Annotated in this window: 17 protein-coding genes; 11 read left to right on the top strand and 6 right to left on the bottom strand. The window is 61.3% G+C overall.

Translation table 11 applies throughout. From position 1 onward, the window contains the following. Positions 1–32 precede the first annotated feature (32 nt). Positions 33–368 carry a hypothetical protein gene (locus J6524_RS15565; RefSeq protein ID WP_225671974.1) on the bottom strand — a complete coding sequence of 112 codons (336 nt, stop codon included), beginning with the start codon at positions 366–368 and terminating at the stop codon, positions 33–35. Between the two features lie 653 nt (positions 369–1,021). Here J6524_RS15565 and J6524_RS15560 point away from each other — a divergent pair. From J6524_RS15560 to J6524_RS15545, 4 genes are all read left to right on the top strand, one after another. Further along, positions 1,022–1,390 (top strand): hypothetical protein, encoded by a 369-nt coding sequence (locus J6524_RS15560; RefSeq protein WP_225671972.1) that lies wholly within the window; start codon positions 1,022–1,024, stop codon positions 1,388–1,390. Positions 1,391–2,820: 1,430 nt separating this feature from the next. Beyond that, positions 2,821–3,120, top strand: coding sequence for a hypothetical protein (locus tag J6524_RS15555; RefSeq protein WP_225671971.1), 300 nt, complete (start codon positions 2,821–2,823; stop codon positions 3,118–3,120). A 112-nt stretch (positions 3,121–3,232) separates the two neighbouring features. Beyond that, a complete protein-coding gene (locus tag J6524_RS15550; RefSeq protein WP_225671969.1) occupies positions 3,233–4,609 on the top strand; it encodes a cation-efflux pump in 1,377 nt (458 codons plus the stop codon). Between the two features lie 192 nt (positions 4,610–4,801). Next, the gene (locus J6524_RS15545) at positions 4,802–7,114 is read left to right on the top strand and encodes a sensor histidine kinase (RefSeq protein ID WP_225671967.1); all 2,313 of its coding nucleotides are present in this window, start codon (positions 4,802–4,804) and stop codon (positions 7,112–7,114) included. Here J6524_RS15545 and J6524_RS15540 read toward each other — a convergent pair whose 3' ends face one another. The 3 genes from J6524_RS15540 to J6524_RS15530 form a co-directional block, all read right to left on the bottom strand. Beyond that, the gene (locus J6524_RS15540; RefSeq protein WP_225671965.1) at positions 7,115–8,005 is read right to left on the bottom strand and encodes a LysR family transcriptional regulator; all 891 of its coding nucleotides are present in this window, start codon (positions 8,003–8,005) and stop codon (positions 7,115–7,117) included. A gap of 181 nt (positions 8,006–8,186) precedes the next feature. Continuing rightward, positions 8,187–9,974: an adenylate/guanylate cyclase domain-containing protein gene (locus tag J6524_RS15535; RefSeq protein ID WP_225671963.1), complete on the bottom strand. Its 1,788-nt coding sequence runs from the start codon at positions 9,972–9,974 to the stop codon at positions 8,187–8,189. A 43-nt stretch (positions 9,975–10,017) separates the two neighbouring features. Further along, positions 10,018–10,989 (bottom strand): ABC transporter substrate-binding protein, encoded by a 972-nt coding sequence (locus tag J6524_RS15530; RefSeq protein WP_225671961.1) that lies wholly within the window; start codon positions 10,987–10,989, stop codon positions 10,018–10,020. A 227-nt stretch (positions 10,990–11,216) separates the two neighbouring features. On the opposite strand from J6524_RS15530, the gene J6524_RS15525 reads away from it, so the two are divergent. After that, positions 11,217–12,062: a metal-dependent phosphohydrolase gene (locus J6524_RS15525; protein WP_225671959.1), complete on the top strand. Its 846-nt coding sequence runs from the start codon at positions 11,217–11,219 to the stop codon at positions 12,060–12,062. Positions 12,063–12,071: 9 nt separating this feature from the next. On the opposite strand, the gene J6524_RS15520 is transcribed toward J6524_RS15525, so the two are convergent. Then, on the bottom strand, positions 12,072–13,727 hold the full coding sequence (locus tag J6524_RS15520; RefSeq protein WP_225671957.1) for a winged helix-turn-helix domain-containing tetratricopeptide repeat protein: 1,656 nt from the start codon (positions 13,725–13,727) through the stop codon (positions 12,072–12,074). Between the two features lie 635 nt (positions 13,728–14,362). On the opposite strand from J6524_RS15520, the gene mddA reads away from it, so the two are divergent. The 3 genes from mddA to J6524_RS15505 all read left to right on the top strand — a co-directional run bounded on the left by mddA (position 14,363) and on the right by J6524_RS15505 (position 16,686). Next, on the top strand, positions 14,363–15,151 hold the full coding sequence (gene mddA / locus J6524_RS15515) for a methanethiol S-methyltransferase (RefSeq protein ID WP_225671956.1): 789 nt from the start codon (positions 14,363–14,365) through the stop codon (positions 15,149–15,151). Between the two features lie 594 nt (positions 15,152–15,745). Continuing rightward, positions 15,746–16,216 carry an L-2-amino-thiazoline-4-carboxylic acid hydrolase gene (locus J6524_RS15510; protein ID WP_225671954.1) on the top strand — a complete coding sequence of 157 codons (471 nt, stop codon included), beginning with the start codon at positions 15,746–15,748 and terminating at the stop codon, positions 16,214–16,216. A gap of 245 nt (positions 16,217–16,461) precedes the next feature. Beyond that, positions 16,462–16,686: a hypothetical protein gene (locus tag J6524_RS15505; RefSeq protein WP_225671952.1), complete on the top strand. Its 225-nt coding sequence runs from the start codon at positions 16,462–16,464 to the stop codon at positions 16,684–16,686. 20 nt (positions 16,687–16,706) lie between these two features. Here J6524_RS15505 and J6524_RS15500 read toward each other — a convergent pair whose 3' ends face one another. After that, entirely contained in the window at positions 16,707–16,904 is a 198-nt protein-coding gene (locus J6524_RS15500; protein ID WP_225671950.1) for a hypothetical protein, read from the bottom strand. Positions 16,905–17,627: 723 nt separating this feature from the next. Here J6524_RS15500 and J6524_RS15495 point away from each other — a divergent pair. The 3 genes from J6524_RS15495 to J6524_RS15485 are packed head-to-tail and all read left to right on the top strand — an operon-like array spanning position 17,628 to position 22,834. Then, positions 17,628–19,298, top strand: coding sequence for an efflux RND transporter periplasmic adaptor subunit (locus tag J6524_RS15495; RefSeq protein WP_225671948.1), 1,671 nt, complete (start codon positions 17,628–17,630; stop codon positions 19,296–19,298). Positions 19,299–19,310: 12 nt separating this feature from the next. Continuing rightward, a complete protein-coding gene (locus J6524_RS15490; RefSeq protein ID WP_225671946.1) occupies positions 19,311–22,439 on the top strand; it encodes an efflux RND transporter permease subunit in 3,129 nt (1,042 codons plus the stop codon). A gap of 29 nt (positions 22,440–22,468) precedes the next feature. Further along, positions 22,469–22,834 (top strand): hypothetical protein, encoded by a 366-nt coding sequence (locus J6524_RS15485; RefSeq protein WP_225671944.1) that lies wholly within the window; start codon positions 22,469–22,471, stop codon positions 22,832–22,834. Positions 22,835–22,861: the final 27 nt, after the last annotated feature.

Here is a 22,861-nt window from a genome sequence, read left to right as displayed (position 1 = left end):
TCGCAGGATGGCAACCGAACGATCCGCAGGTCTCAACCCGCCGGGTCTTGTGCACGCGACGGTGCAATCACGGTACCGAAACGCAACAGCCGGCCACAATCAGATTTCAGCATCAGAGTTGTAGCGAAGGAAGCAACCAGACTCAGGTTAGATTCCGTGTGGTTGGAACTTGGCAAGGGGCTGCGATGCCATACTTCAATTTTGATCTTGTCATCGGCGCAGAGTTCAAAAGCCAGGGCGGCATGTTTCTCGAAAACGCGGAAAACGCGATCGATAAAGCTGACAGCCTCGCGAGCGAGCTTCGCATCGTTCGTCCCGAGCTGTGTTCGACCGGATGTGCCGTGCGCGTCACCGACGGAGACAGTCACGAGCTTTACCGTACTCCGGTCGAGCTTATCCGCCGCGGATGAAATCCGTCCCGTTGCAGACGATGTACAGGCGCACGAGATCGAATTGGCCGTTAGATCAGGGCAAGGGCATTAGTTGAGTAGGTAGCGGCCTCTTACCCCTGGGGCAGCCGGCTCGTCCGTTGTGCGGCTGAATCCTAGTGGATTGGTTCGGATCAGATGCCGATGACTCGGTCGCACTCATAAACTCGGCTACGGCACCGTTCGACGACCATTCCACGTAGCTGACAACGGCGAATGCAAGTGCAAGCAGGGCGAGAAGCGCGACCACCACGCTGGTACCCATTCCCCTCCAATGGCTTTGGGTGTTGAACAAGCGCATCGCATGTCTCCCGAAGCCGGGTTTGCGACGGCCTTAAATCAACTCGCGATCATCAAATGTGAACTACCTCACGTCTCACGCCGACTTGATGCGGATACGGAACGCCATGCGTCTTTTCCTTGGGCGGTTCCGGCGTCATCATTGGGAGCGGAAGGAGCTTAAGAGGTCCGTAATCTTGCGGAGCCGCTTGCTCAAAAAATGAGATTCCATTTTCCGCTGAATGTGGCCTGATTGGTTGCCGGACAGTTCGTATGATTCGCGGATTTGGTGACAGTCCATAACGGAGGCTGCCATGAAAGCGTTCGGTCGCATACTGACGATCTTCGGTCTTCTCGTCTTGTTTTCCGTTCGAGCTGACGCTCACGACCCATCGATGCCGAACCACGAGTGGTTCAACAGGCAGGAAATGAACCCGGCCGCTCGGCAGCGACTTGGTGTTCCCTGGAAATCTTGTTGCAACAACGGCGACGTCTTCAAGACCCGTTTCAGGGTCGGCGAAGATCGCTCAGATCAGTGGCAATACCTGAAAGATGGCGAGTGGAAAATCATCCCACCCGACATCATAAAGGAAGAAGATACCCCTGATCGCACCCCCGTGCTGTTCATCAACCGACACACGGGAGTCGAGCTCTGCTTCTTCGTACCGCGAGGAGGTCTTTGAGGAGCGGCGTAGGGCGGATTAGCGCAGCGTAATCCGCCATCATTTCTGAGATGCACCGGCGGATTACGCCTTCGGCTAATCCGCCCTGCGCGTTTCTTTATCTCTGACGTATTGCCGTCGTCGTCTTAGTCACCAAAGCCTGCGCCCATAGATCGCAGCCATGGTCAGAATCACACCTGCGATAAAGGACGGCAAACCTATGATCAGCCACAGGAAGATTAGAAAGGTTGGCGGCATAGCTGCTCGTCGGGTGTTCGATCTTTGGCTAGCATGCGCTATGTGCCAGTCTCTTTAGGCAACGATCCTTGCGGCGGACATCGGATCAAATAGAAAATGTTCAGAGCGAACAGGAATAGGACGAATAGCCCCACCGAAAGGAGCAGAAGATCGAACGAAGTGTGGTGGGGTGGTGGACCCTGCAAGAGTCCGTAGCCTATGAGGAGACACGCTCCGAAATTAAAGAGGACGAGCACAACTCGAACCAATTCCATAAGCTTGCCCATTCGACTTGAAAACTGGCTCATACTATCGCGGCAACTCTGTTCGTGAAATTCATCCGACCTTAACGTCTGCTTTTGGGTCAGCAACTGACATCAGCAAGACCCAATGCACGTCCGGCATAGACTACCTACTAGCTCATGCATCAACATCGAAGTCGGCGTGCCCCCCGCGGCGACCGATGTCCTTCAGTGCGCCGCCTTGATCTATTGGTTCAGGGGTCAAGCAAACCGGCTGCGCGTTGCGAAAAACGATTTTTGAATAATCAATTTTCCATAACAACTTCAACGTGATTTGCCCCGTCCAGTCGTCGCGTCAAAAATATTCCGCTTCGCCGCAGACCCAAATCAGCCGTACAACACCCCCGTCCCGTCCCGACAAGAGGGGCGTTGGCCATCGTCACGAACGTGGGGCGGGATGCGATGGACGCGGCAGCGTCGGCGCGAAGAGTGTTTGCAGGGCGGCATCCAGCCGTGAGTGAGCACACCGCGCAGGACGTACGGCGCTGAAGCGTACGGCAAAACCGTGTGGTCCTGACACCCGTGGCTGGTGCCAAGCTGCCGGTGGCGCGTTTGATCCAACCGGATCGAATGCGCCATCAAGCCGGCAGTGACGGAGGCCAGAGGAATTCGGCTCCGGGGAGATCGCGGCATAAGCCGTCAAACCATTGCGCAGGGAATGCCGGCGTGCCCCGGCTGTACCTGTATGCTCGTGTGCGTTTTGCTTTGCGCATATTGCACACGAGACCGCGGGTGCAGCAAGCACCCGGCATTCCCTGCGCCCTCTTCCTGTAGGGCGAATGAATTTGCAAAGCTCGGGCGCAATGCGTCGCGAGAATGCAGTGGCGCGACTTACGTAGCGACTTACGCAGCGACTTACGCAGGATGGGTAGAGCGCAGCGAAACCCATCACTAGGGTAAATGGAGGTATTGATGGGTATCGCTTCGCTCCACCCATCCTACGAACTGCGTCGCGAGAATGCGGACGCACATTCACCTGTCATCGTCCGCGAAGGCGGACGATTCAGTATTCCAGAGGCCATAATGATCAAACCGATGAGCCGCGGCGTACTGGATCCCCCGCATGCGCGGGGCATGACGGTTGAGTACTGCTTCGCTATTTCAGCGTCATTGCGAGCGCAGCGAAGCAATCCATCCTTCCGCATGCGAAGTGACAATGGATTGCTTCGCGGAGCGGGCGCGCGCATTCGCGCGACCCGTGGCTCGCAATGACGGAGCCTTCAACTCGGAACAATTCGCAACAATTCGCTCCTGCAAATCAGTTGCGATAGCGCCCCCAACCCTCGCCTTTCATGTTCACCGCCCCCCTGCTAAACCGCCGCACATGACCACCACCCCCACCATCAAAACCAACGTCGCCGCGATCTCGATCTTCGCCAGCGCCGGCATGGCGGCGACTAAATTTGTGGTCGGCATCGCAATCGGCTCGCTGGCGCTGATCTCGGAAGCCCTGCATTCTTCGGTCGACGTGATCGCCACCGTCATCACCTGGCTCGTGGTGCGGGTATCCGACCAGCCGGCCGACGCGGAACACCATTACGGCCACGGCAAGTTCGAGAGCCTGTCGGCGCTCGGCGTCATTGCGCTGCTCTATGTGCTGGCCGGCGGCATCCTGGTCGAATCCTACAGCCGCCTGCGCGAGGGCGCGCCGCCTCCGACGATATCGGTCGTCCCCTTCGTCGTGCTGGTGATCGACATCGCGATCAATTTCTGGCGCGCGCGGGCGCTTGATCGCACGGCGCGCGAGACGCAAAGCCAGGCGCTGGCGGCAGATGCGCTGCATTTCGCATCCGACGTGCTCGGCTCCACCGCTGTCATCATCGGCCTCGTACTGACCGGCCTCGGCTTTGCCTGGGGCGACTCGGTCGCCGCGATCGCCGTTGCGGTGATGATCTCGATCCTCGGCCTGCGGCTCGGACGCTCCACCATCGAAACCCTGCTCGACCGCGCGCCGGAGGGCGCCTCCGAGAAGGCGACGCTGGCGATCCGCTCGGTGCCTGGCGTGGTCGGCATCGAGCGCGTGCGCGTGCGCATGGTCGGGCCGACGTATTTCATCGACGCCATTGCCAAGGTGCCGCGCACCTACCCGATCGACCGCGTCGAAGCGATCAAGAAGAACGCGCAGGCCGCGGTTTCCGAAGTGCTCGGCGACGCCGACCTCACCTTCACCGCGGTGCCTGTTGCCCGCGACAATGAAAGCGTGCGCGAGCGCATCATGGTGATCGCGCGCAATTCCGGCCTCGCCGTCCACCACGTCACCGTGCACGACCTCGGCGACAAGCTGACGGTGAGCATCGACCTCGAAGTCGACGCCGACATGGAACTCAAGGCCGCGCACGACATTGCCCATGGGCTGGAACGCGGCATCCGCGAGGATTTCGGCGAGGATGTCGAGGTCGATACCCACATCGAGCCGCTTGAGCCGGAACTGCCGCACGGCACCGACGCCGCGCCCGAACGCGTCGAGACCATCAGAGCCGCGCTCATGCAATTTGCCGGCAACGGCGCGATCCACGACATTCATAATGTCCGCGTGCGCGATACCGAGGCCGGCGAAATCGTTAACTTCCATTGCCGCGCCGCGCCGTCGATGAGCGTGATCAAGGTGCATGAGAATGTCGACGAGATCGAGCGCGCGCTGCGGCGCGCATTCCCCTCGATCAGGCGTGTGATCAGTCATGCCGAGCCGCCGCGCGCGTAGTTTGCGCGTCCGTTCTCGTTTCGGACTCGCCTCGGCAATGCCTTAATTTGCGTTGGACAACATTTATTTCGAATTAACGAATCGTTGACTCTCGACAGCCCGAAAAAAGTGGATTCAAATCGCTGTGATTCGGAAGGTGTGTGGGCTGCTTCCGGAGAATGTGCAAACAGGCTTTCGGCGGGGGTCTACGGCATGGCGCGAGCGCACGCGGCGAACGCGTACGTTCAATCCGACTCTATTAAAGGATTGGCGCAATCGATCGCGAAACCTGCCTACCACCGGCTGCTCACCGCTGAGCCGGCGCTTCGTCGCGCCGTCCCTACGCTCATCATCGCCTTCCTGATCACCATCTGCCTCGGCGCCTTCGTGCAGGTGATCGATCAGAGCCGGCAGAAGCGCGCCGCGATGAAGCGCGACCTCTCCGCGCTCACTGATCTGCTCGCCGAACGTCTCGATCGCTTCGCCTCGGTGCGGCAGGATCGCGCCGCGAACATCGAGCGGCTGCAGAGCCTGCTGCCCGATCTGATTCCGTCCTGGGGTGTCGCGAGCGGCCGCCACGTCATCATCGCCGGCTCCGACCACCGCATTCTGGCGCGCGTCCCCGTCGAAAGCAGCCTCGGCACCAGCGATCGCGTTCTCGACATCATCAGCACGGCGCAACTGATAGCGGCGCCCGGCCAGCAGGGCGTCGTCACCGACATGACGCTGCCGAACGGCAACGGCGCCATGGCGATCTCGCGGCTGGTCAAGGCGCTGCCGGGCCAGGTCATCGTCATCCAGGAGAAGAACGAGCCGCTGTGGGGCTCGGACGCCGCGCTGTCGGTGACGCTGTCGGCCACCACGGGCTTCGTCGTGCTGATCCTCGGCTTTGCCTTCCACTGGCAGTCGACCCGCGCTCGCGAGGGCGACCTCATCAACGACGCGGTGCGCGGCCGCATCGACACCGCGCTCAATCGCGGCCGCTGCGGCCTGTGGGACTGGGACCTCTCCCGCGGCCGGATCTTCTGGTCGGCCTCGATGTTCACGATGCTCGGCCTCGACTCCCGCAACGACCTCCTCACGTTCGGCGAAGTCAACGCGCTGGTGAAATCCGACGACATCGACCTGTTCGCGATTGCCGACCAGATGATCGCCGGCCAGATCGACCACATCGACCAGAGTTTTCGCATGCAGCACACCGACGGCCACTGGATCTGGCTGCGGGTGCGCTGCGAGCTCAGCCACACCCAGGCCGATGGCGGCCTGCACCTGATCGGCATCGCGGTCGACATCACCGAACAGAAGAGCCTCGCCGAGAAGACCGTGGAGGCCGACCTGCGGCTGCGTGACGCGATCGAGACCATCCCGGAAGCCTTCGTGCTGTGGGATGCGGAAGATCGCCTCGTGCTCTGCAACTCGCATTTCCAGCGCCTGCACAAGCTGCCCGACTCAGCCGTAACTCCCGGCACGTCATACGAGACCGTAATCGAGGTCGGCAGCATGCCGGAAGTGCGCACCCGCCTGCACGAGACCGGTGCGCCGGTGCCGGGCGCCCGCACCTTCGAAGCGCAGCTCGACGATGGAAGCTGGCTGCACATCTCTGAGCGCCGCACCAAGGACGGCGGCTACGTCTCTGTCGGCACCGACATCACCCGCATCAAGGAGCACGAGCAGAAGCTGATCGAAAACGACGCGCGCCTCCGCGCCAACGTGCTCGACCTGAAGCGCTCCAAGGCGGAGCTGGCCGATCTTGCCGAAAAATATTCGCAGGAGAAGAATCGCGCCGAGGAAGCCAACCAGGCCAAGTCGAAATTCCTCGCCAATATGAGCCACGAGCTGCGCACGCCGCTGAACGCCATCATCGGCTTCTCCGAGATCATGGGCAGCGGCATGTTCGGCGTGCTCGGCTCCGACAAGTATCAGGAGTACTGCCACGATATCCTGACCAGCGGCAAATACTTGCTCGAAGTCATCAACGACATCCTCGACATGTCGAAGATCGAGGCCGGCCGCATGAAGCTCGACAAGGAGCAGCTCGACCTCTCGAAGATCCTAGCGGAGTCGCTGCGCGTGGTCTCGGGCCGCGCCGAGGACAAGAACCTGACGCTGGACGCCGATATCGAAAGCACCATCTCTGTCCTGGCCGACCGTCGCGCGGTCAAGCAGATCTTCGTCAACCTCTTGTCCAATGCCGTGAAATTCACCCCCGACAACGGCAAGGTGACCGTGCGCAGCCACGTGCTGCCGACCTCGATCGTGCTGATGATCGCCGATACCGGCATCGGCATCGCGCCCGACTCGCTGCGCCGGCTGGGCAAGCCGTTCGAACAGGTCGAGAGCCAGCTCACCAAAACTTATCAGGGTTCCGGCCTCGGCCTTGCCATCGCGCGCTCGCTGACCAACCTGCATGGCGGCACGATGCGACTGCGCTCCAAGCTCGGCACCGGCACGGTGGTGCGCATCGTGCTGCCGCGCGAGGCGGAACAGCCGAACGCACAAGCCAGGATCGAATCTGCGGCGGCCTGATTATTCCAGTGTCGGCGCCACTTCGCGGGCGACCTGCACCAGCGCCGCGATCAAGGGCGTCATCGGATCGCGCTGCGGGATCACCATGCCGATGCTGTAGTCGACGACAGGATCGACGATCGGAATGCTGCGGACGGAGTCGGCCAAGCCCAGCGTCTCGGCGAGCTTGGCCGGCATGACGCTCGCCCAACGCCCCGTCTTCACATGCGTGTAGAGCACCAGCAGCGAGTTCGAGGTCAGCGTCGGTGTCACCTCGGCTCCAGCGGAAGCCAGCGCGCGATCGATGATGCGGCGGTTCTGCATGTCAGGCGTCAGGAGGCACAGCGGCACCTGCCCGACCTCTTTCCAGGTGACCTGGTCGCGCTCACCGAACATGGCGTCCGGCGCAGTCAAAAGACGATAGCTCTCGTTGTAGAGCGGGATGGTGCGAACCTTGCCGATCGGCTCGTTCTCGATATAGGTCAGCCCGGCATCGACCTCGAGATTTTCGAGTAAGCCCAGCACGTCAGCCGAGGTGCAGGACTGGATGCGGAAGCGCACCTCCGGATAGCGCGCGCGGTACGGCGTCGTGAGCTGCGCCACCATGCCGAGCACGGTCGGGATGGCGGCGATCCGGATCTCGCCGGACAGCTTGTCCTTGAGGCTGTTGATCTCCTGCCGCATCGCCCGGGCATCGCCGACAATGCGCCGCGCCCAGTCGAGCGTGCGCTCGCCCTCCGGGGTAAAGCCCTGGAAACGGGAGCCGCGCTGCACCAGCATGACGCCGAGAATCTCCTCGAGCTGCTTGAGGCTGGTCGACATCGTCGGCTGGGTGACGCCGCAGGCTTCCGCAGCTCGTCCGAAATGCCGCTCCTTCGCGAGCGCCAGCAGAAGTTCAAGCTTGTCAATCAAAGGGATGGCCCCGGAGCTGTGGTGGTACAGGCGGCTCAGAAATAGCACGGCCACGGGGCAGCCAAAACTTCAAAAACAGTGTCCAGGGCGCTGAATTTCCGGGGCAATTCGGCCCGTCGTATCATCCGATTGTCCCAACCTATGACATCGAGCAAGTCGCTGCGGCGCGAAGCGGGCATCGCTATGCGGTTTCGGCCAGCGCCAATCCAGGGCGCGGCCGCTCCAGACGAGGCTCGCCAGCAGGGCCCGCCACCATGCTGACCACGGCAAAGATTTCCAGCGCGCGATCGTAGCCCTTGATCGGCCGCTCGCCGATCGAAGCGAGCGCAAAGCTCTCCTTGACCCGCTCGTGGACGGTAGGATCCAGCAATATTTGACCGTCGTCGGCCAGGCTGCAGAGCCGCGACGCCAGATTGACGACGTTTCCGATCGCCGTGTAGTCGAGGCGTCCCTGATAGCCCAGCGTTCCGACGGTCGCGGGTCCCATAGCGACGCCGACGCCAAAGCCGATCGCACAGCCACCGGCAGACCAGGTGCCGGCAAGGGATTGCACCGCTGCCTGCATGTCGATCGCAAGCCGAATGCCTCGATGGGCCGGGTTCTCACAAGCGACCGGGGCGTTGACGAGGACCATCACGCCATCACCGGCGAAGCGGATCAAGGTCGCCTCGTGGCGGCTCGTGACGGCGCCGACGGCTTCATAGTATTGCCTCAGCACGGCCAGGATGGCCTCAGGTTCGGCCCGCGCCGTGAACGCGGTAAAGCCGCGCAGATCGCCAAAGATCGCGACGACCTCCCGCCGCTGCGCGTCCAGTAACCGCTGGTCGGAGTGCTCAACCAGCTCGGCCACCTGCGGGGCGAGGAATTGCTTCAGCCGGTTGATGCGCTCGGACTTCAGTTGCGAGGTCCCGAGTTCCTCCGCCATCTCGTTGAAGCGCAGCGCCAGTTGCTCCAATTCGTCGCGGCTTTGGATCGTGATGCGATGGTCGAACTGCCCCATCCCGATCCGCTCCACGCCCTTCTCGAGCTGCCGGATCGGCCCCCACATGCGGCACGCGCGCCAATAGGCGAGCACAAGCGCGAAAACGATGCCGATGACGATGAGGATCAGAGAGCGCCATAACGCAGCGCGGATCGACTCGTATGCCTCCAGAGCCGGCTGTTCGGCGATCACCGTCCAGCCCACATTGGGGGCGCGAACCGCGAGCGCGACAACCGGTTTGCCGTCCTCACCGGTCGTAGAGACCGCCGATCCATTGGCTTCGCTGGTGACAGACTTCAGCCGATTGATGTCGCCTGCCCCGGCTCCGCTGCGCAAGACCAGGCTGATATCCGGGTGGGCAATCAGGCGCCCGGAATCGTCGACGACAAGGGCGTGGCCGGTATCGCCGATCTTGATCCCCGCAATGATGTCCCATATCAGTTTGAGGTTGATATCGGCCACGACAACGCCAGCGGCTGCGCGATTGCCTGCGACCGCGATCCGCATGTAAGGCTCGGAATCGCGCCGATAGTGCACCATGCCGTACCAGACCCGGTTGGCGCGCGCGCCGATAACCGCAGGATCAGCCGACATATCGGCGCCGTGACCGGTGCGGTTCATACTGACGCGGGACACGAAAACGCGTTCGGTGCCGCTCGGGTCGATCAGCGAGAGCGAAACAATCGCCGGCACCTGCTGCAGCAAGCGCAATCCATCGATCCGGCGACGTTCGTCCTCGCCCTGCGTCCAGGGAAACTGCACGACCCAACCGAGCTGATCGCGAATCCCATCGGTGAACGCCTGAATCCGGTCGGCGGCCGAACGTGCCTCGACCTGAAGAATCTCATTGAGGTACAGGCGATTGTCGCGAAATGCGAACCAGGCTTCGGTGCCTGCGCCAAGCATGAGCGGCACCACCACCGCGACAAACAGTGTGATGAAGTACTTGAAGAACAGTGAGCGGCGCGGACGAGTCACCGGGCGCATGTCCGACAGCGAAAGTTCCAAACCAGTATCGGAGGGGCGGGCCTCATTCGATCACCCGATTGGCGCGAAACAGGATGGAGGATTTGTCCAGATCAATGCCTAGCTGCTCGGCCGTCCTGAGATTCACGACCAATTCAAATCTCGTGGGCTGAAAGACCGGGAGAACGGCAGGCTTTTCGCCGCGCAGGATCCGGTCGGCATAGGTCGCAAGCCAGAAGTAGGTCGCCCGCTGGTTCGCGCCGTAGCTCAACAGGCCACCGGCGTCGCAATACTCGCTCCAGCCGAACATCGACGGCAGCCGGTGCGCGATGGCGAAGTCGGCAATTTTGGCCCGGTGCACCATTGTGAGGACGTCCGGGAAGACGAGTAACGCATCCGCATGCGCTTCGCCGGCCTTCGCAAGCCCACTCTCCAGTTCGCTTGCGCCGGAAAATGGAATGTAAACCGGCTCGATACCCAGCTTCTGAGCGGCTTCCCGGGTCGCGCGCCATTCCGACTGTTCACCCGGATGGTTGGCGTTCGAAAAAACCGCAAGCTTGCGCAGGTTCGGCAGGACCTCCTTCAACAGCTCAACCCGCTTTCCCGCCAGTTCCAGCGACAGGAAAGTCGAGCCGGTGAAATTGCCGCCCGGCTGTCCCAGACTTTTGACGAGGCCCAGTTCCACGGGGTCGCCACTCAGGGCAAACAGCACCGGCACTTCCTCGACCGCGGTCATCGCGCGCGTCGCCGGACCGCTCGAGACCGCGAGATCGACCTTGCCGCGCCTGAGCTCGGATGCGACTTCGCGCAGCGCCTGCGGATTGCCGATCGCATAGTGCAATTCGAGGACGACATTCTTGCCCTCGACATAACCCCGCGCGCGCAATCCCTCCCGGAAGCCATCCAGGAACGGATCGGGCTGGGCCTGCGTGGAAAGCCAGTAGATGCGGTAAACCCGCCTCGAATCCTCCGCCAGCGCGGCGGCCGGACAAGCCAGCGCAGCTCCGAGCAACGCTATGAAATCTCGTCGTTTCATATTGGCACCATGGCGCGCGTCGGCTTTCGGTGCTTAGAGGCGATGTTCAGATAATCTGCAGATAATCTTGATTTTGCCCTCCGGGCGCGGCTTGGGGCGTGGTGCCCGGCCAACGGACACGCTGTCATCGCGACGCCGGGACGCGCCCGGATCGGCAGCGACGTGCTATCATCCCTCCCCGATACCCGCTCTGTCTTGCGACGCCGCACGCCGATATGGGGGTTCAGATGATCACAATTCCGGAACTGGTAGCGCACTCTCTCGGACAGTTTCTGACCTCGGAGACCAAAAGCCGATTTGGCGCCTCCCATGCCCGCCTGGCGGAGTTCCTGCCCTACGCCGCCCGCCTCACGCTGGAATGCATCGGCAACAGCGACGCGCTTTATCACAACATCGAGCACTCCCTGCTCGTCACGCTGGCCGGCCATGACATCCTGATGGGACGGGCGATGCTGCGGCCAACGACGGCTGACGACTACGCCAATTTCATCCTGGCGTGCCTGACCCACGACATCGGATATGTCCGCGGAATCGTTCAGGGGGATGACGGCGAGTCCTATGTCGCCGACCTCAGCGGCCGAACCATTCGCCTGCCGAGAGGCTCGTCCGATGCGTCGCTGGCGCCCTATCATGTGGACCGCTCGAAACTGTTCGTCTTCGAACGCCTTGACACAGCAGAGGAAGTCGACGCCAGCCGTATCGCCAAGGCGATCGAATATACCCGCTTTCCCTACCCGGAAGCGTCAGGCGATGACCTCGTGGAAGAGGAAGGATTATTGCTGCGCGCCGCCGACCTTATCGGGCAGCTTGGCGACCCGAATTACCTGAAAAAGTCGAATGCCATGTTCTACGAATTTCAGGAGATCGGCCTGAACAAGACGCTCGGCTATGAGACGCCGGCAGATGTCGTCTACAAATATCCGCAGTTCTACTGGAACAACGTGGCGCCCCAGATCCAGACGGCGATACGCTATCTCAACGTCACCTCGAGCGGGCGTCAGTGGATTGCAAACCTTCACAGTAACGTGTTCCGGGCCGAGCGCGAGATGAACCTGTCCGGTCCCCAGCCATGATCGCACGGCTCAGCTTCTTGAGGGAATTCCGGCCACGCGCAGCCCTTCGACGAAGCGGTCGATAAAGCCGACGTCGTTGCAGAAGAAGAACTCCTGCCGTGCCGTCGCAGTGCTGTAATTCGGCTTGCGTTGCAGAAGCTCGGCAGCCACCGCCTTCGCCTGCGTCGCATCACCGAGCAGGCCAAGCGAAGAAGCAAGCGTCGCAAAAGCCTGATAGGTGACGTTGGGTTGCCGGGTTGCCCGCCGGGCGAACTCGACCGCGATATCGTACTCGCCGAGGGAAAAGTGCGTCCAGGAGCGCACATGGTGGAAAGCAGAAATATGGCTGTCGCGCGGGCTCAGCATGGTCGCGCGATCGAGCAGCGTTTCCGCCTCGATCTCTCGCCCATACCACAGCATGTTGAACCCTTGCGCGAAATAGGCCTGCGCGAAGCTCGGATTGAGCTCCAGCGATACATCGAGCGCCGCCAGAGCCTCGTCGTTCTGGTGGGTCAGGCACAAAGCGCGTCCGAGGGCGCAGTGACAGAAGCAATCCAGCTCATCGAGCGCCACCGCATGATGCGCCTGGCGCAGCGCCGTCTCCAGCCGCGCCGGACGATCTTTCGGCTCATCGATAAAGGCGCGCTGCAAATTGACGTAGCTGAGCGCGCCGTGACCACGTGCAAAATTCGGATCGGCATCGATCGCGCGCTGGAAATATTCCTCGGCGAGATCAAATCCGGGCGTGGTGAAGCGCCACAGGTTCCAAAGGCCGCGCTGGTAGCAATCCCAGGCGTCGAGGCTTTCCGGCGCCTTACGGGCAGCAAGCTGCTGTTCGACCTTCGACAGCTCGGGCTCGATCGTCGCAGCGATCTGGCGGGCCATCTCCTCCTGGATATCGAAGATATCTTCGAGCTGCAGGTCGTATTTGTCGGCCCACAGTTGCTTGCCGTCCGCCGCACGGACGAGTTCTGCCGTGATCCGGACGGTATCGCGGCTCTTGCGAACGCTGCCGACCATCACATAGCGGACGCCGAGCAGCTCACCGACTTCGCGGGCATCGACCACCCGGCCCTGGAATGCGACGGTCGAATGCCGCGAGATCACCGAAAGCCACCGGTTGCGCGCAAGGAGGCGAATGATGTCCTCGGTCAGCCCATAGCTGAAATAGTCGTTCCCCGGATCACCAGACATATTCCCGAACGGCAGCACAGCGATCGACGGCCGCGTGTTGGCCTCGGCCTTCACCGATTCCGAGACGATATCATCGAGGCGGGACACTTCGGCCGATACAGAGACGCCCGCGGAAGGGTCGGCCGATGGCGTATTTTCGTCGGGAGCCAGCCGGGCTGCCTCCGCAGCGGCTTCCGGCGCGCTGACAGCCTGCACCTCTCCGACGAAACGAAAGCCGCGCTTGTGCAGCGTGCGGATAAACAACTGATCAGTTCCGTTGTCGCCAAGCGCGCGGCGGGCGCCATTGATCCGGCTGGAGAGCGCGGCCTCCGAGATGATCCGACCGTTCCAGACGGTCTCGATCAGTTCGTCCTTGCTGACGATGCGGTCATGATTGCGCACGAGGTGGACGATGAGATCGAACACCTGGGGCTCGATATGCACGGATTCGCCGAGCCGACGCAGCTCCTGCTGGCTGAGGTCTAACTCGAAGTCGGCAAATCGGTACTGCATTACCACCTCTACTGATGTTAATGCGATCCGTGCCCTCGCAACCACCAGAGAAATCAATGGAACAAATTGAGCAAAAACAACCGCTTCAGGAAGGAAAAACCAAGGTCTTCTGAAGATCTCCGCCAAGCTTGCTGGGACATCTCAATTTAAAGATGGGCCAATCCTCATTCAACCGGAGACGGCCAATGACTCGCCTGCTTGATTCCACCAATCGCAATGTTTCACCAGAAGGCTTGATGCCGCAAGGCCACGCGGCCGACGCCGTTTGCCTTCGCCTTCCTCATTTCATGAAACGCGCAGAGCGCCTGGGACGGAGGGCCGCCCTGTGACTGCGATCACCATCATCTCGTCAGCGAGAACCCCAGCGTTGCGAAGGAGCGCGCTCCATTGGGCCGCGCGGCTGCGGCGATTTTCAAGCAGTGGGCTGCCGCGACCACCGCCTATCGCGAGCAGCAGATCAGGCTGTGCGCGTTGCACCGGCTTGAGAGGAACGAACTCGATCAGACGCGCATCTACCGCGGCCCACTTGATAGAGCCGTCGAGAAAGCGGCCGAGCTCCGCAAACAGCGTCGCCTCAGATAGTCCTCACCAAGATCATTGCCAGACATCACCATTTCAAACGGAAGGAGATTGAAATGTCGATTACGACGCACACCGGTCCGAACAGTCCTGCCAACCCTCCGGCTGTGGCTTCTTTCGCAACCAGGCTGCTCACGTTGTGTTACGGCGGCCTCGTCTATCTGATCTTCCTCGGCACGTTTCTCTACGCTGTCGGCTTCGTCTCGCAATACGCCGTACCGAAGAACATCAATACAGGTTCGGCACCATCCCTGATGACGGCCTTGCTGACGAACCTGGTGCTGATGTCGATCTTTGCCGTGCAGCACAGCGGCATGGCGCGGCAGGGCTTCAAGCGATTGTTCGTGCGCTTGGCCTCGCCTGCGATTGAACGCTCGACGTATGTGTTGCTGACGAGTCTCGCGTTGATCCTGTTGTTCTGGCAATGGCAACCGATGCCTGCAGTGGTCTGGCATATCGACAATCCTGTTTTTGCCGGCATCGCGACCGCGGGCGGCGCTGTCGGCTGGCTCATCGTGCTCTACAGCACGTTCCTGATCAGCCATTTCGAGCTGTTCGGATTGACGCAAGTCGTTTCGCATTTTGCCGGCCGCGTGGTCGAACCCATGAAGTTCAAGACGCCTGGCCTCTATCGCTTGATCCGGCACCCGATCTATCTCGGCTTCATCATCGCCTTCTGGTGCACGCCGACCATGACGCTCGGCCATCTCTTGTTCGCTGCGGTGACGACAGCCTATATCTTCGTAGGCATCTATCTCGAAGAGCGCGACCTGGTGGCGATGTTCGACAATGAGTACCGGCGCTATCGCGAAAAGGTGGCGACGCTGGTGCCAGGCATCTTCTGAGGTTGACTGCTAAATGTGCAAACGCGCCCATCAGGACAGAGTTGGCGGGCGCGTTCTGCTTTGCAGCAGCTCAAGTATTCGGATAAGAGCCGCCGAGTGTTGGGCCGAACCCTTGGGCCGAAGTGAAGGTCCCATCTCGGGTGGGACCTTTTCATCGATGAAAGCCAGCCTATGAGGAAGACTGGCTAGCCGTTCCGTTTCAGCACCAGCCCTTCTTCCAGTGACCGGGCGGGCAGCCCCGCCCGCGCCAGCCGACTTTGCGGCCGCGGCTCCAACCAAACGGACGATAACCGTGCCCACGACCCCAACCATGCCCGCGGCCGTGCCCGCCCTTCACCTCAATCAAATCGGCCTTGACCAGCGGGGCGTGAGCCATCGCATGACCGGCAGGCAGCGCTGTGGCTGCGGGGGACACAAAGGCAATTGGCATTGTGATCGCGATTCCGAATAGTAGTTTGCGCATTGGCCCCGCCTGCTCCAGTGTTGAATGGGCCCATGTCAGAACAGGAAAAAGTGGCAAGAATTCCACGCGAATAGGGCTGCCTTCCAGAAGCGCGTGGATATCCAACGCAAGAACAAGAATGGAGGCTGCCGGTGAGCATTCCCGTCATCCAACAAGCCAAGATTCAGGCCCAGGTTCTGGTCCCGCTTGTGAAAGCTCTTCAGGCGGAACTGGGCGAGGAACGCGCCAACAGCATCGTGCGAAAGACGCTCGGCGACCTTTACCGCGGCTTTGGCGAAGAATTTTGGCACTCAAAGAATGAGAAGAACCTCGGCAAGGCGATTGGGTCGGCGTTCACGACCTATGCCCGCGATGATGCGCTGCACTACGAAGTGATCGAGCAGTCGCAGGACGTTTTTGCATTTGACGTCACGCGATGCCGCTACGCTGAATTCTACAAGGAACTGGGAGAACCGGAACTCGGGTTCCTGCTTGTTTGCTCGGCGGATTTCGATACGGCCAAGGGGTATGGGGCGGACGTCAAGCTGACGCGCACCCAGACGATCATGCAGGGCGCCAGCCATTGCGACTTCCGCTATCGGCGGACAGGCGGCAATTCGTAAGGAAGGTAGAGCGCAGCGAAACCCATTATCTTTCCCGCGGACCGGAATTGATGCGTATCGCGGTGCCCCACGAGACCTCCCGGAATTTTTTCATCCGACACCGAAAAGCCGGGAACGAGATCGCTCCTGCCGCGTTGAACGGTTGAGCAGGTAGATCCGGAAGGAGAAATCTTTCCAGAAATATCAGCTCAAAAGCCCCGTCAGTTATTTAGATAGCTGGCGGGGTTTTGATTTGGGAGGGGCTCGTGGCTTACGCGCTTTTTAATGGCGACAGGCAGATCGGACCTGGCTTGCCGACCGAGCCGGAGGTCTGGAAGCATGCGCTCGACGATGGTCTGATTTCCGACATCCCGGTTGCAGACGAAGCCGGCGGACAGGTTCTGCCCGCGCGCTATCACGTGAAGGAAATCAAGATAGAAGAGGATTGCGCGCCGGATCCGGCCTGGAAACTGCCGCGCGAAATTTCCTGATCCACAGGCCGTCTCGACACCTATCCGGCCCGCTTGAGAAATGTCAGGCCGCTCACAGCCAGCCGTTCCTCGCTGGTTTCCCCTTCCGCCACCAGCCCTTCCAGGTGCGTTTCGAGCTCCGGCAGCTTGCGGTCAAATTCGGCGCCAAGACCCATCAGCTCGCACGTCTTCCGGATGCGCTCGATGGGTTTCTCGAAGATGTTGATCTCGGTATGCATCCCAGCCTCCTATTCCCGCGACAATCCATAATGGCACCAAGGGTTCCAAGGCGTATGTCGAAACGCGAACCTCCCCGAAACCCGCCAGCGCCGCGGAAACCTTCAATGCAAGTCGCAAGCGGGACATTAGCAGCAATAAATGTGGCGATAACCATATCGGCACCGCAGCATTCTCGTCTTGAATTCCCGGTTCCCGGGCGATATTTAGGGCGCACCTGTGCTACTATTGAACGGTTATGCTAAAGCAACGAATTATATGCGTCCTGGGAGCCGCGATCGTCCTGATCGTGCTTTCATTCGCGCCGTCCGTTGCCCAAGCCCATGCTGGCCATCATCACCATGCCGCTGCTCAGGTCCATGGCGGCCATGGCGACGCCGTCTTTGATCGATCCGAACGGTCGTCGACACAGGCGGTGCTGCAACAGGCCCAGCGAGGCCAGACCGAGATTCCAGCCACTTCGGAACGAAATTGCGTCGGCGCCTGCTGCACGTCGGTATGCGCTTCCTGCTGTGCCGCCGGGCTGCCCAGTTTCGCGCAACTTGTCCCCTTGGCCAGGTCGACGACGCGTGTTGCGTTTGTCCCGGTCCAGATAATGCCAGACCGCGCGCCTGATTCCCTCAGGCGCCCTCCCAAATACTTCGTCTGAACGCAGCGATCAGTGAATTTGCGTGGCCGGTGTTGCGGCCCGCAACTGACGGTCATTCAGGCTGAAGGATTTTGGTATGTTTTCCCATTTTGGGCGCGCCCTGCGTGCTCTCGCGGCAATCGCAGCTCTGTGCGCTGCGACCGCTCCCGCATCTGCCCATGAGGGTCATGACCATGGCGAACAACCTGCCGTCTCGGCCGGCGTGTTGCCCCGTGGCGAGACCGATTCCAACGCGTTCGAGATCGTTGCTGTCGTCCGTGGTGACCATCTCGAAATCCATATCGACCGGTTCGCCACGAACGAGCCGGTGAAGGGCGCAATAGTTGAAGTTGAAACCCCTGATGGTTCCGTAAAGGCGACCGAGAATGCCGACGGCACATACCGCCTGCCGGCGCCGTGGGTGGCAAAGAACGACCGTGCCGACCTCATTTTCACCGTTACAGCGGGAGATGCCACCGACATTTTGCCGATGACGATTCAGACCGCGCGTGCGCCGGCACAAAGCGCCGTGCAAGCGAACGCGGATCAGAGCGAACATATCGGCAGGAATTCGATCCTGCTCGCTCTCGGCGGCCTGCTGACGGGCGTGCTATTGACGGCCATTGCGCTCCGCGGAAGACGAGCCGCGGCCTTGGTCGTCATCCTTGCTGCATTCACGGGCATCCGCGACACGTACGCGCATGAAGGCCATGATGGCCACGGCCATGAGGAAGACAAGGCGCAAGTCGCAATCAACATCGTTTCAGGCGAACGCGCCCAGCGCCTGGCGGATGGGACTGTGTTCGTGCCCAAGACAGTGCAACGGATATTTGCGCTGCGGACGCTGATCGCCGAACAGGCGAAGCACAAAAAGATCACTGAACTTCCGGGAAGGATCATTCCCGACCCCAATGCCAGCGGCTACGTGCAATCCGCCGTCGGTGGCCGGCTTTCCGCACCGCCGGACGGCTTCCCTCGCCTCGGCACGCGGGTGAAGCAAGGCGATATCCTCGGCTATGTCACGCCGCCTATCCAGGCGATCGACGTTTCCGACATGCGGCAGCGCCAGGGCGAGCTCGATCAGCAGATCTCGATCGTGGAGCGCAGGTTCGCGCGCTATGAGCAACTCGCGCCATCGGGCGCTATTTCTCGTACCCAGCTCGAGGACACGCGGCTGGAGCTGGAAGGCCTTCGCGATCGGCGCGCATCGATTGAAAGAGCGTCGCGCCGCGAGCCCGAGGCGCTGATCGCCCCGGTCGCGGGCATCATCGCCGAAGGCAGCGCCGTTGCCGGCCAAATCGTCCAGCCGAGCTCCGTCGTCTTCAATATTATCGATCCCGCGCGGCTATGGGTCGAAGCGCTCAGCTTCGAGAGCTTCGAACCGTCGCAAGGTGCGCGTGCATCGACATATACGGGCAGGAATTACGACCTGATCTATCGCGGTACCGGCTTTGCCGACCGCAGCCAGTCGGTGCCGATGCACTTTGCCGTAACGGGCGACACGGCGGGACTGAGGGCCGGTCAATTCCTGACCGTACTGGTCGCCACCGACGAAACAAAGGAAGGCCTTGCGGTGCCACGCAGCAGCGTCGTGCGTGGGTCGAACGGTCAGGATTTCGTGTACGAGCACGTCACCCCCGAGCGGTTCGTGCCAAGGAGTGTTCGCACGGAGCCTCTCGACGGCGATCGGGTGCTGATCGTGTCCGGCATCGCTTCCGGCAAGCGCGTGGTGTCGCAAGGCGCTGACCTGCTCGATCACGTGCGCTGAAGGAATACATCCATGTTCACATTCCTGGTCAGCGCCTCCCTTCGCAACCGCCTCCTCGTTCTTGCGATCGCGGGCGTCCTGGTTGTGCTGGGCGCCTATACCGCCCGCCAGCTGCCGGTCGACGTGTTCCCCGACCTCAATCGCCCAACCGTCACGATCATGACGGAATCGGAAGGCTACGCCCCGCCGGAAGTCGAGCAGCTCGTCAGCTTCCCGATCGAAACCCAGATGAATGGCGTGCCGGGCGTCAGCCGCGTGCGATCGGTCTCCGGCATCGGGCTTTCGATCGTCTACGTGGAGTTCGACTGGCGGACCGATATTTACCGCAACCGCCAACTGGTCGCGGAACGTCTCGCGTGGGTGCAGGACCAACTGCCTTTGAACGTCACACCGCAGATTGGCCCCATCAGTTCGATCATGGGTCAAATTCTGCTCGTCGCGGTGACGTCTAAGTCCGCCTCCCCGATGGAGGTGCGCGAGATCGCCGATTTCACGATCAGGCCGCGATTGCTCTCCATACCCGGCGTCGCGCAGGTGATCCCGATCGGCGGCGAGGTTCGTCAGTACCGGATTGCGCCGCTGCCTTCCGCGTTGCGCGCACTCGGTGTGAGCTATGAGCAAGTCGAGCTGGCGCTCCGGCAGTTCGGCACCAATACCGGCGGCGGGTTCACCGACCAGCATGCCCGCGAATATCTGATCCGGAATATCGGGCGCACCACGAGCCTGGAAGACCTGCGCAACATCGTCGTCACCACGATCGAAGGGCGTCCCATCCTGCTGCGGCAGGTGGCGAACGTCGAGTTTGCGCCCAAGGTCAAACGCGGCGATGCGGGCTATATGAGCAGGCCCGCTGTGATCGTCTCGATCGAGAAGCAGCCCAATGTCGATACAGTGCAGCTGACGCAACAGATCACGCAGGCGCTCGCGGAGCTGGAGCCCAGCCTGCCGTCCGGCGTGAAAGCCAACGAGATCATATTCCGGCAGGCCGACTTCATCGAAAACTCGATCCAGAACCTCTTACGAGTATTGCTCGAAGCAGCGCTCGTCGTGGCGGCGATCCTGTTCGCGTTCCTCCTCAACTGGCGCACCACAGCCATCTCGCTGACGGCGATCCCGGTCTCGATCCTGACCACCGCCATCATCTTCAAGCTGCTCGGGTTGTCCATCAATACGATGACCCTGGGAGGACTTGCGATCGCCATCGGCGAGCTGGTCGATGACGCCGTCGTCGATGTCGAGAACATCTTCCGCAGGCTCCGTGAGAACAGGGAGCAAGGCAATCCCCGTTCAGTTTTCGACGTGGTGGTTTCCGCATCCAACGAAGTGCGATCGGGAATCGTCTATGCCACGATGATCATCGTCCTTGTGTTCGTGCCGCTGTTTGCGCTGTCGGGCATCGAGGGACGGCTGTTCGCGCCGCTCGGCCACGCCTACATCATCTCGATCCTCGCGAGTCTTTTGGTTTCGATCACGCTGACGCCGGTATTGGCCTATTACCTGCTGCCCGGGATGAAGCGGCTTGCTGAACGGGAGAGCTGGCTTGTTCGCAAGCTCAAGTCCGTCAACCATGCGGCACTGCGGTTCGCTTTCGCTCACAAAGGATTGCTGCTTGGCGTGACGGCGCTCGCGGTGCTCAGCGCCGGCGCCGGCGTATTCGCCTTGAAGCGCGCGTTCCTGCCGGCCTTCAACGAAGGCACTTTCACGATCAATATTGCGTTCGCCCCAGGCGTCTCGCTTTCGGAATCCAGCCGGGTCGGCTCTATCGCGGAACGCCTGCTGCTCGATGTGCCGGAAGTGATCAGCGTCGGGCGCCGAACAGGGCGCGCCGAGCTGGACGAGCACGCGGAAGGCGTCCATTCCTCGGAAATTGATGTCGATCTCAAGCCCTCACGGCGACCAAAACCCGAGATCGTCGCGGACATTCGTTCCCGGCTTTCGGTGCTTCCGCTCTCGATCAATGTCGGACAGCCGATCTCGCACCGGCTTGATCACCTGCTCTCGGGCATTCGAGCCGAACTCGCCCTCAAACTGTTCGGCGACGACCTCGACACGCTGCGAAACAGCGCGGAAGAACTCCGTGGGCGGCTCGCCAAGATCGACGGCATCCAGGACCTCCAGGTTGAAAAGCAGGTCCGCATTCCCCAACTCGAAGTCCGCGTCGACTATACGCGGGCCGCCTTGTACGGTGTGCAGCCCGGCGCTGTTACGGAACAGCTATCGCGGCTATCGAGCGGTCGCGTCATCTCGCGCGTGGTCGACGGCTACAAGCGCTACGACGTCGTCATGAGATTGCCCGAGCGGCTACGCACCACCGAGAAGCTCGGCGAGCTCCTGATCAAGACTCCCTCCGGCTGGATACCGGCCCGTCAGATTGCTGATGTGAAGGAGACGGACGGGCCGAACCAAATCCTGAGAGAGAACGGCCGCAGGCGCATCGTCGTGCTCGCGAACTCCGACGGCAAAACCGATATGGCCGAGATCGTGCGCCGCATTCGCGCCGAATTGCAAGCGACGAGCCTGCCACAGGGCGTCACCGCGAGCCTCGAAGGCACATTCCAGGCTCAGGAAGAAGCCAGTCGCCGAATAGCTATTCTTTCAGCCCTCTCCCTCGCGCTGATCTTTGCGATCCTCTACAGCCGCTACCGCTCTACCGTGCTCGCGTTGATCATCATGGGCGGGGTGCCGCTTGCGCTGATCGGTTCGGTAGCGGCACTGGCACTGACCGACCAGCCGCTATCCGTCGCCAGCATGATCGGCTTCATCACCCTGACGGGAATCGCCACACGCAATGGGATTCTCAAGATAAGCCACTACATCAATCTTGCCTTGCAGGAAGGGATGGAGTTCGGGCCGGCGCTTGTGATCCGCGGAAGCCTCGAGCGCATGACACCCGTGCTGATGACCGCGCTTTCAGCGGGCCTTGCGCTGCTGCCGCTGCTTGTCGCGGCAGACGAGCCGGGCAAGGAAATCCTGCATCCCGTCGCGGTGACGATCTTTGGCGGACTGATCAGCGCGACCTTGCTCGATGCGCTGATTACGCCCGTGCTGTTCCTCATGTTCGGCAAGAAGCCCCTGATGCGGCTGATGCAGCGGCGCCCCGACGAGTCTGTCGCAGATCATGCTGCCTCACATTCCTATTGATCGCTTACGTCTTGAAAGGAGACCCACCCATGATGCTTAGATATCTCGTTCTGGGCGCTGCCCTGCTGGCCGGACTGCCGGCGCACGCACACGAGCCGAAGGGTTCGCACGGAGGGCGCGTCGGCGATGCCGGCGGCTATCATGCGGAACTCGTGGTGAACGATAAGAGCGTTGAGGTCTTCCTCATTGGTGAAGATGATAAGCCGATCGATCCGAAGGGATTCAAGGGTGTCGCCATCCTCAACTCGGGAGGAAAAGCAGAGCGCGTCACGCTCGCGCCGTCAGAGAAGAACGCGTTGAGCGGAATGGCGGCTACGGTCCTGCCGGCTCAGCCCAAGGGAGCAGTTCAGTTCACCTCGCCCGACGGCAAGACCGCGACAGCGCGATTCGACTAACGCGCCTTGTCACGATGACGGGCGGGT

The organism is Bradyrhizobium hereditatis (assembly GCF_020329435.1).
Lineage (GTDB): Bacteria > Pseudomonadota > Alphaproteobacteria > Rhizobiales > Xanthobacteraceae > Bradyrhizobium > Bradyrhizobium hereditatis.
The sequence above is the reverse complement of the archived record's forward strand: the minus strand, read 5'-3'. Positions and strand labels throughout refer to the sequence as shown.

Bases quoted from the DNA above. Each gene is read 5' to 3' on its own strand.
- J6524_RS15560 (WP_225671972.1), top strand. From the start codon at position 1,022: ATGAAAGCGTTCGGTCGCATACTGACGATCTTCGGTCTTCTCGTCTTG.
- J6524_RS15555 (WP_225671971.1), top strand. From the start codon at position 2,821: ATGGGTATCGCTTCGCTCCACCCATCCTACGAACTGCGTCGCGAGAAT.
- J6524_RS15550 (WP_225671969.1), top strand. From the start codon at position 3,233: ATGACCACCACCCCCACCATCAAAACCAACGTCGCCGCGATCTCGATC.
- J6524_RS15545 (WP_225671967.1), top strand. From the start codon at position 4,802: ATGGCGCGAGCGCACGCGGCGAACGCGTACGTTCAATCCGACTCTATT.
- J6524_RS15535 (WP_225671963.1), bottom strand. From the start codon at position 9,974: ATGCGCCCGGTGACTCGTCCGCGCCGCTCACTGTTCTTCAAGTACTTC.
- J6524_RS15530 (WP_225671961.1), bottom strand. From the start codon at position 10,989: ATGAAACGACGAGATTTCATAGCGTTGCTCGGAGCTGCGCTGGCTTGT.
- J6524_RS15525 (WP_225671959.1), top strand. From the start codon at position 11,217: ATGATCACAATTCCGGAACTGGTAGCGCACTCTCTCGGACAGTTTCTG.
- J6524_RS15520 (WP_225671957.1), bottom strand. From the start codon at position 13,727: ATGCAGTACCGATTTGCCGACTTCGAGTTAGACCTCAGCCAGCAGGAG.
- mddA (WP_225671956.1), top strand. From the start codon at position 14,363: ATGTCGATTACGACGCACACCGGTCCGAACAGTCCTGCCAACCCTCCG.
- J6524_RS15500 (WP_225671950.1), bottom strand. From the start codon at position 16,904: ATGCATACCGAGATCAACATCTTCGAGAAACCCATCGAGCGCATCCGG.
- J6524_RS15495 (WP_225671948.1), top strand. From the start codon at position 17,628: ATGTTTTCCCATTTTGGGCGCGCCCTGCGTGCTCTCGCGGCAATCGCA.
- J6524_RS15490 (WP_225671946.1), top strand. From the start codon at position 19,311: ATGTTCACATTCCTGGTCAGCGCCTCCCTTCGCAACCGCCTCCTCGTT.
- J6524_RS15485 (WP_225671944.1), top strand. From the start codon at position 22,469: ATGATGCTTAGATATCTCGTTCTGGGCGCTGCCCTGCTGGCCGGACTG.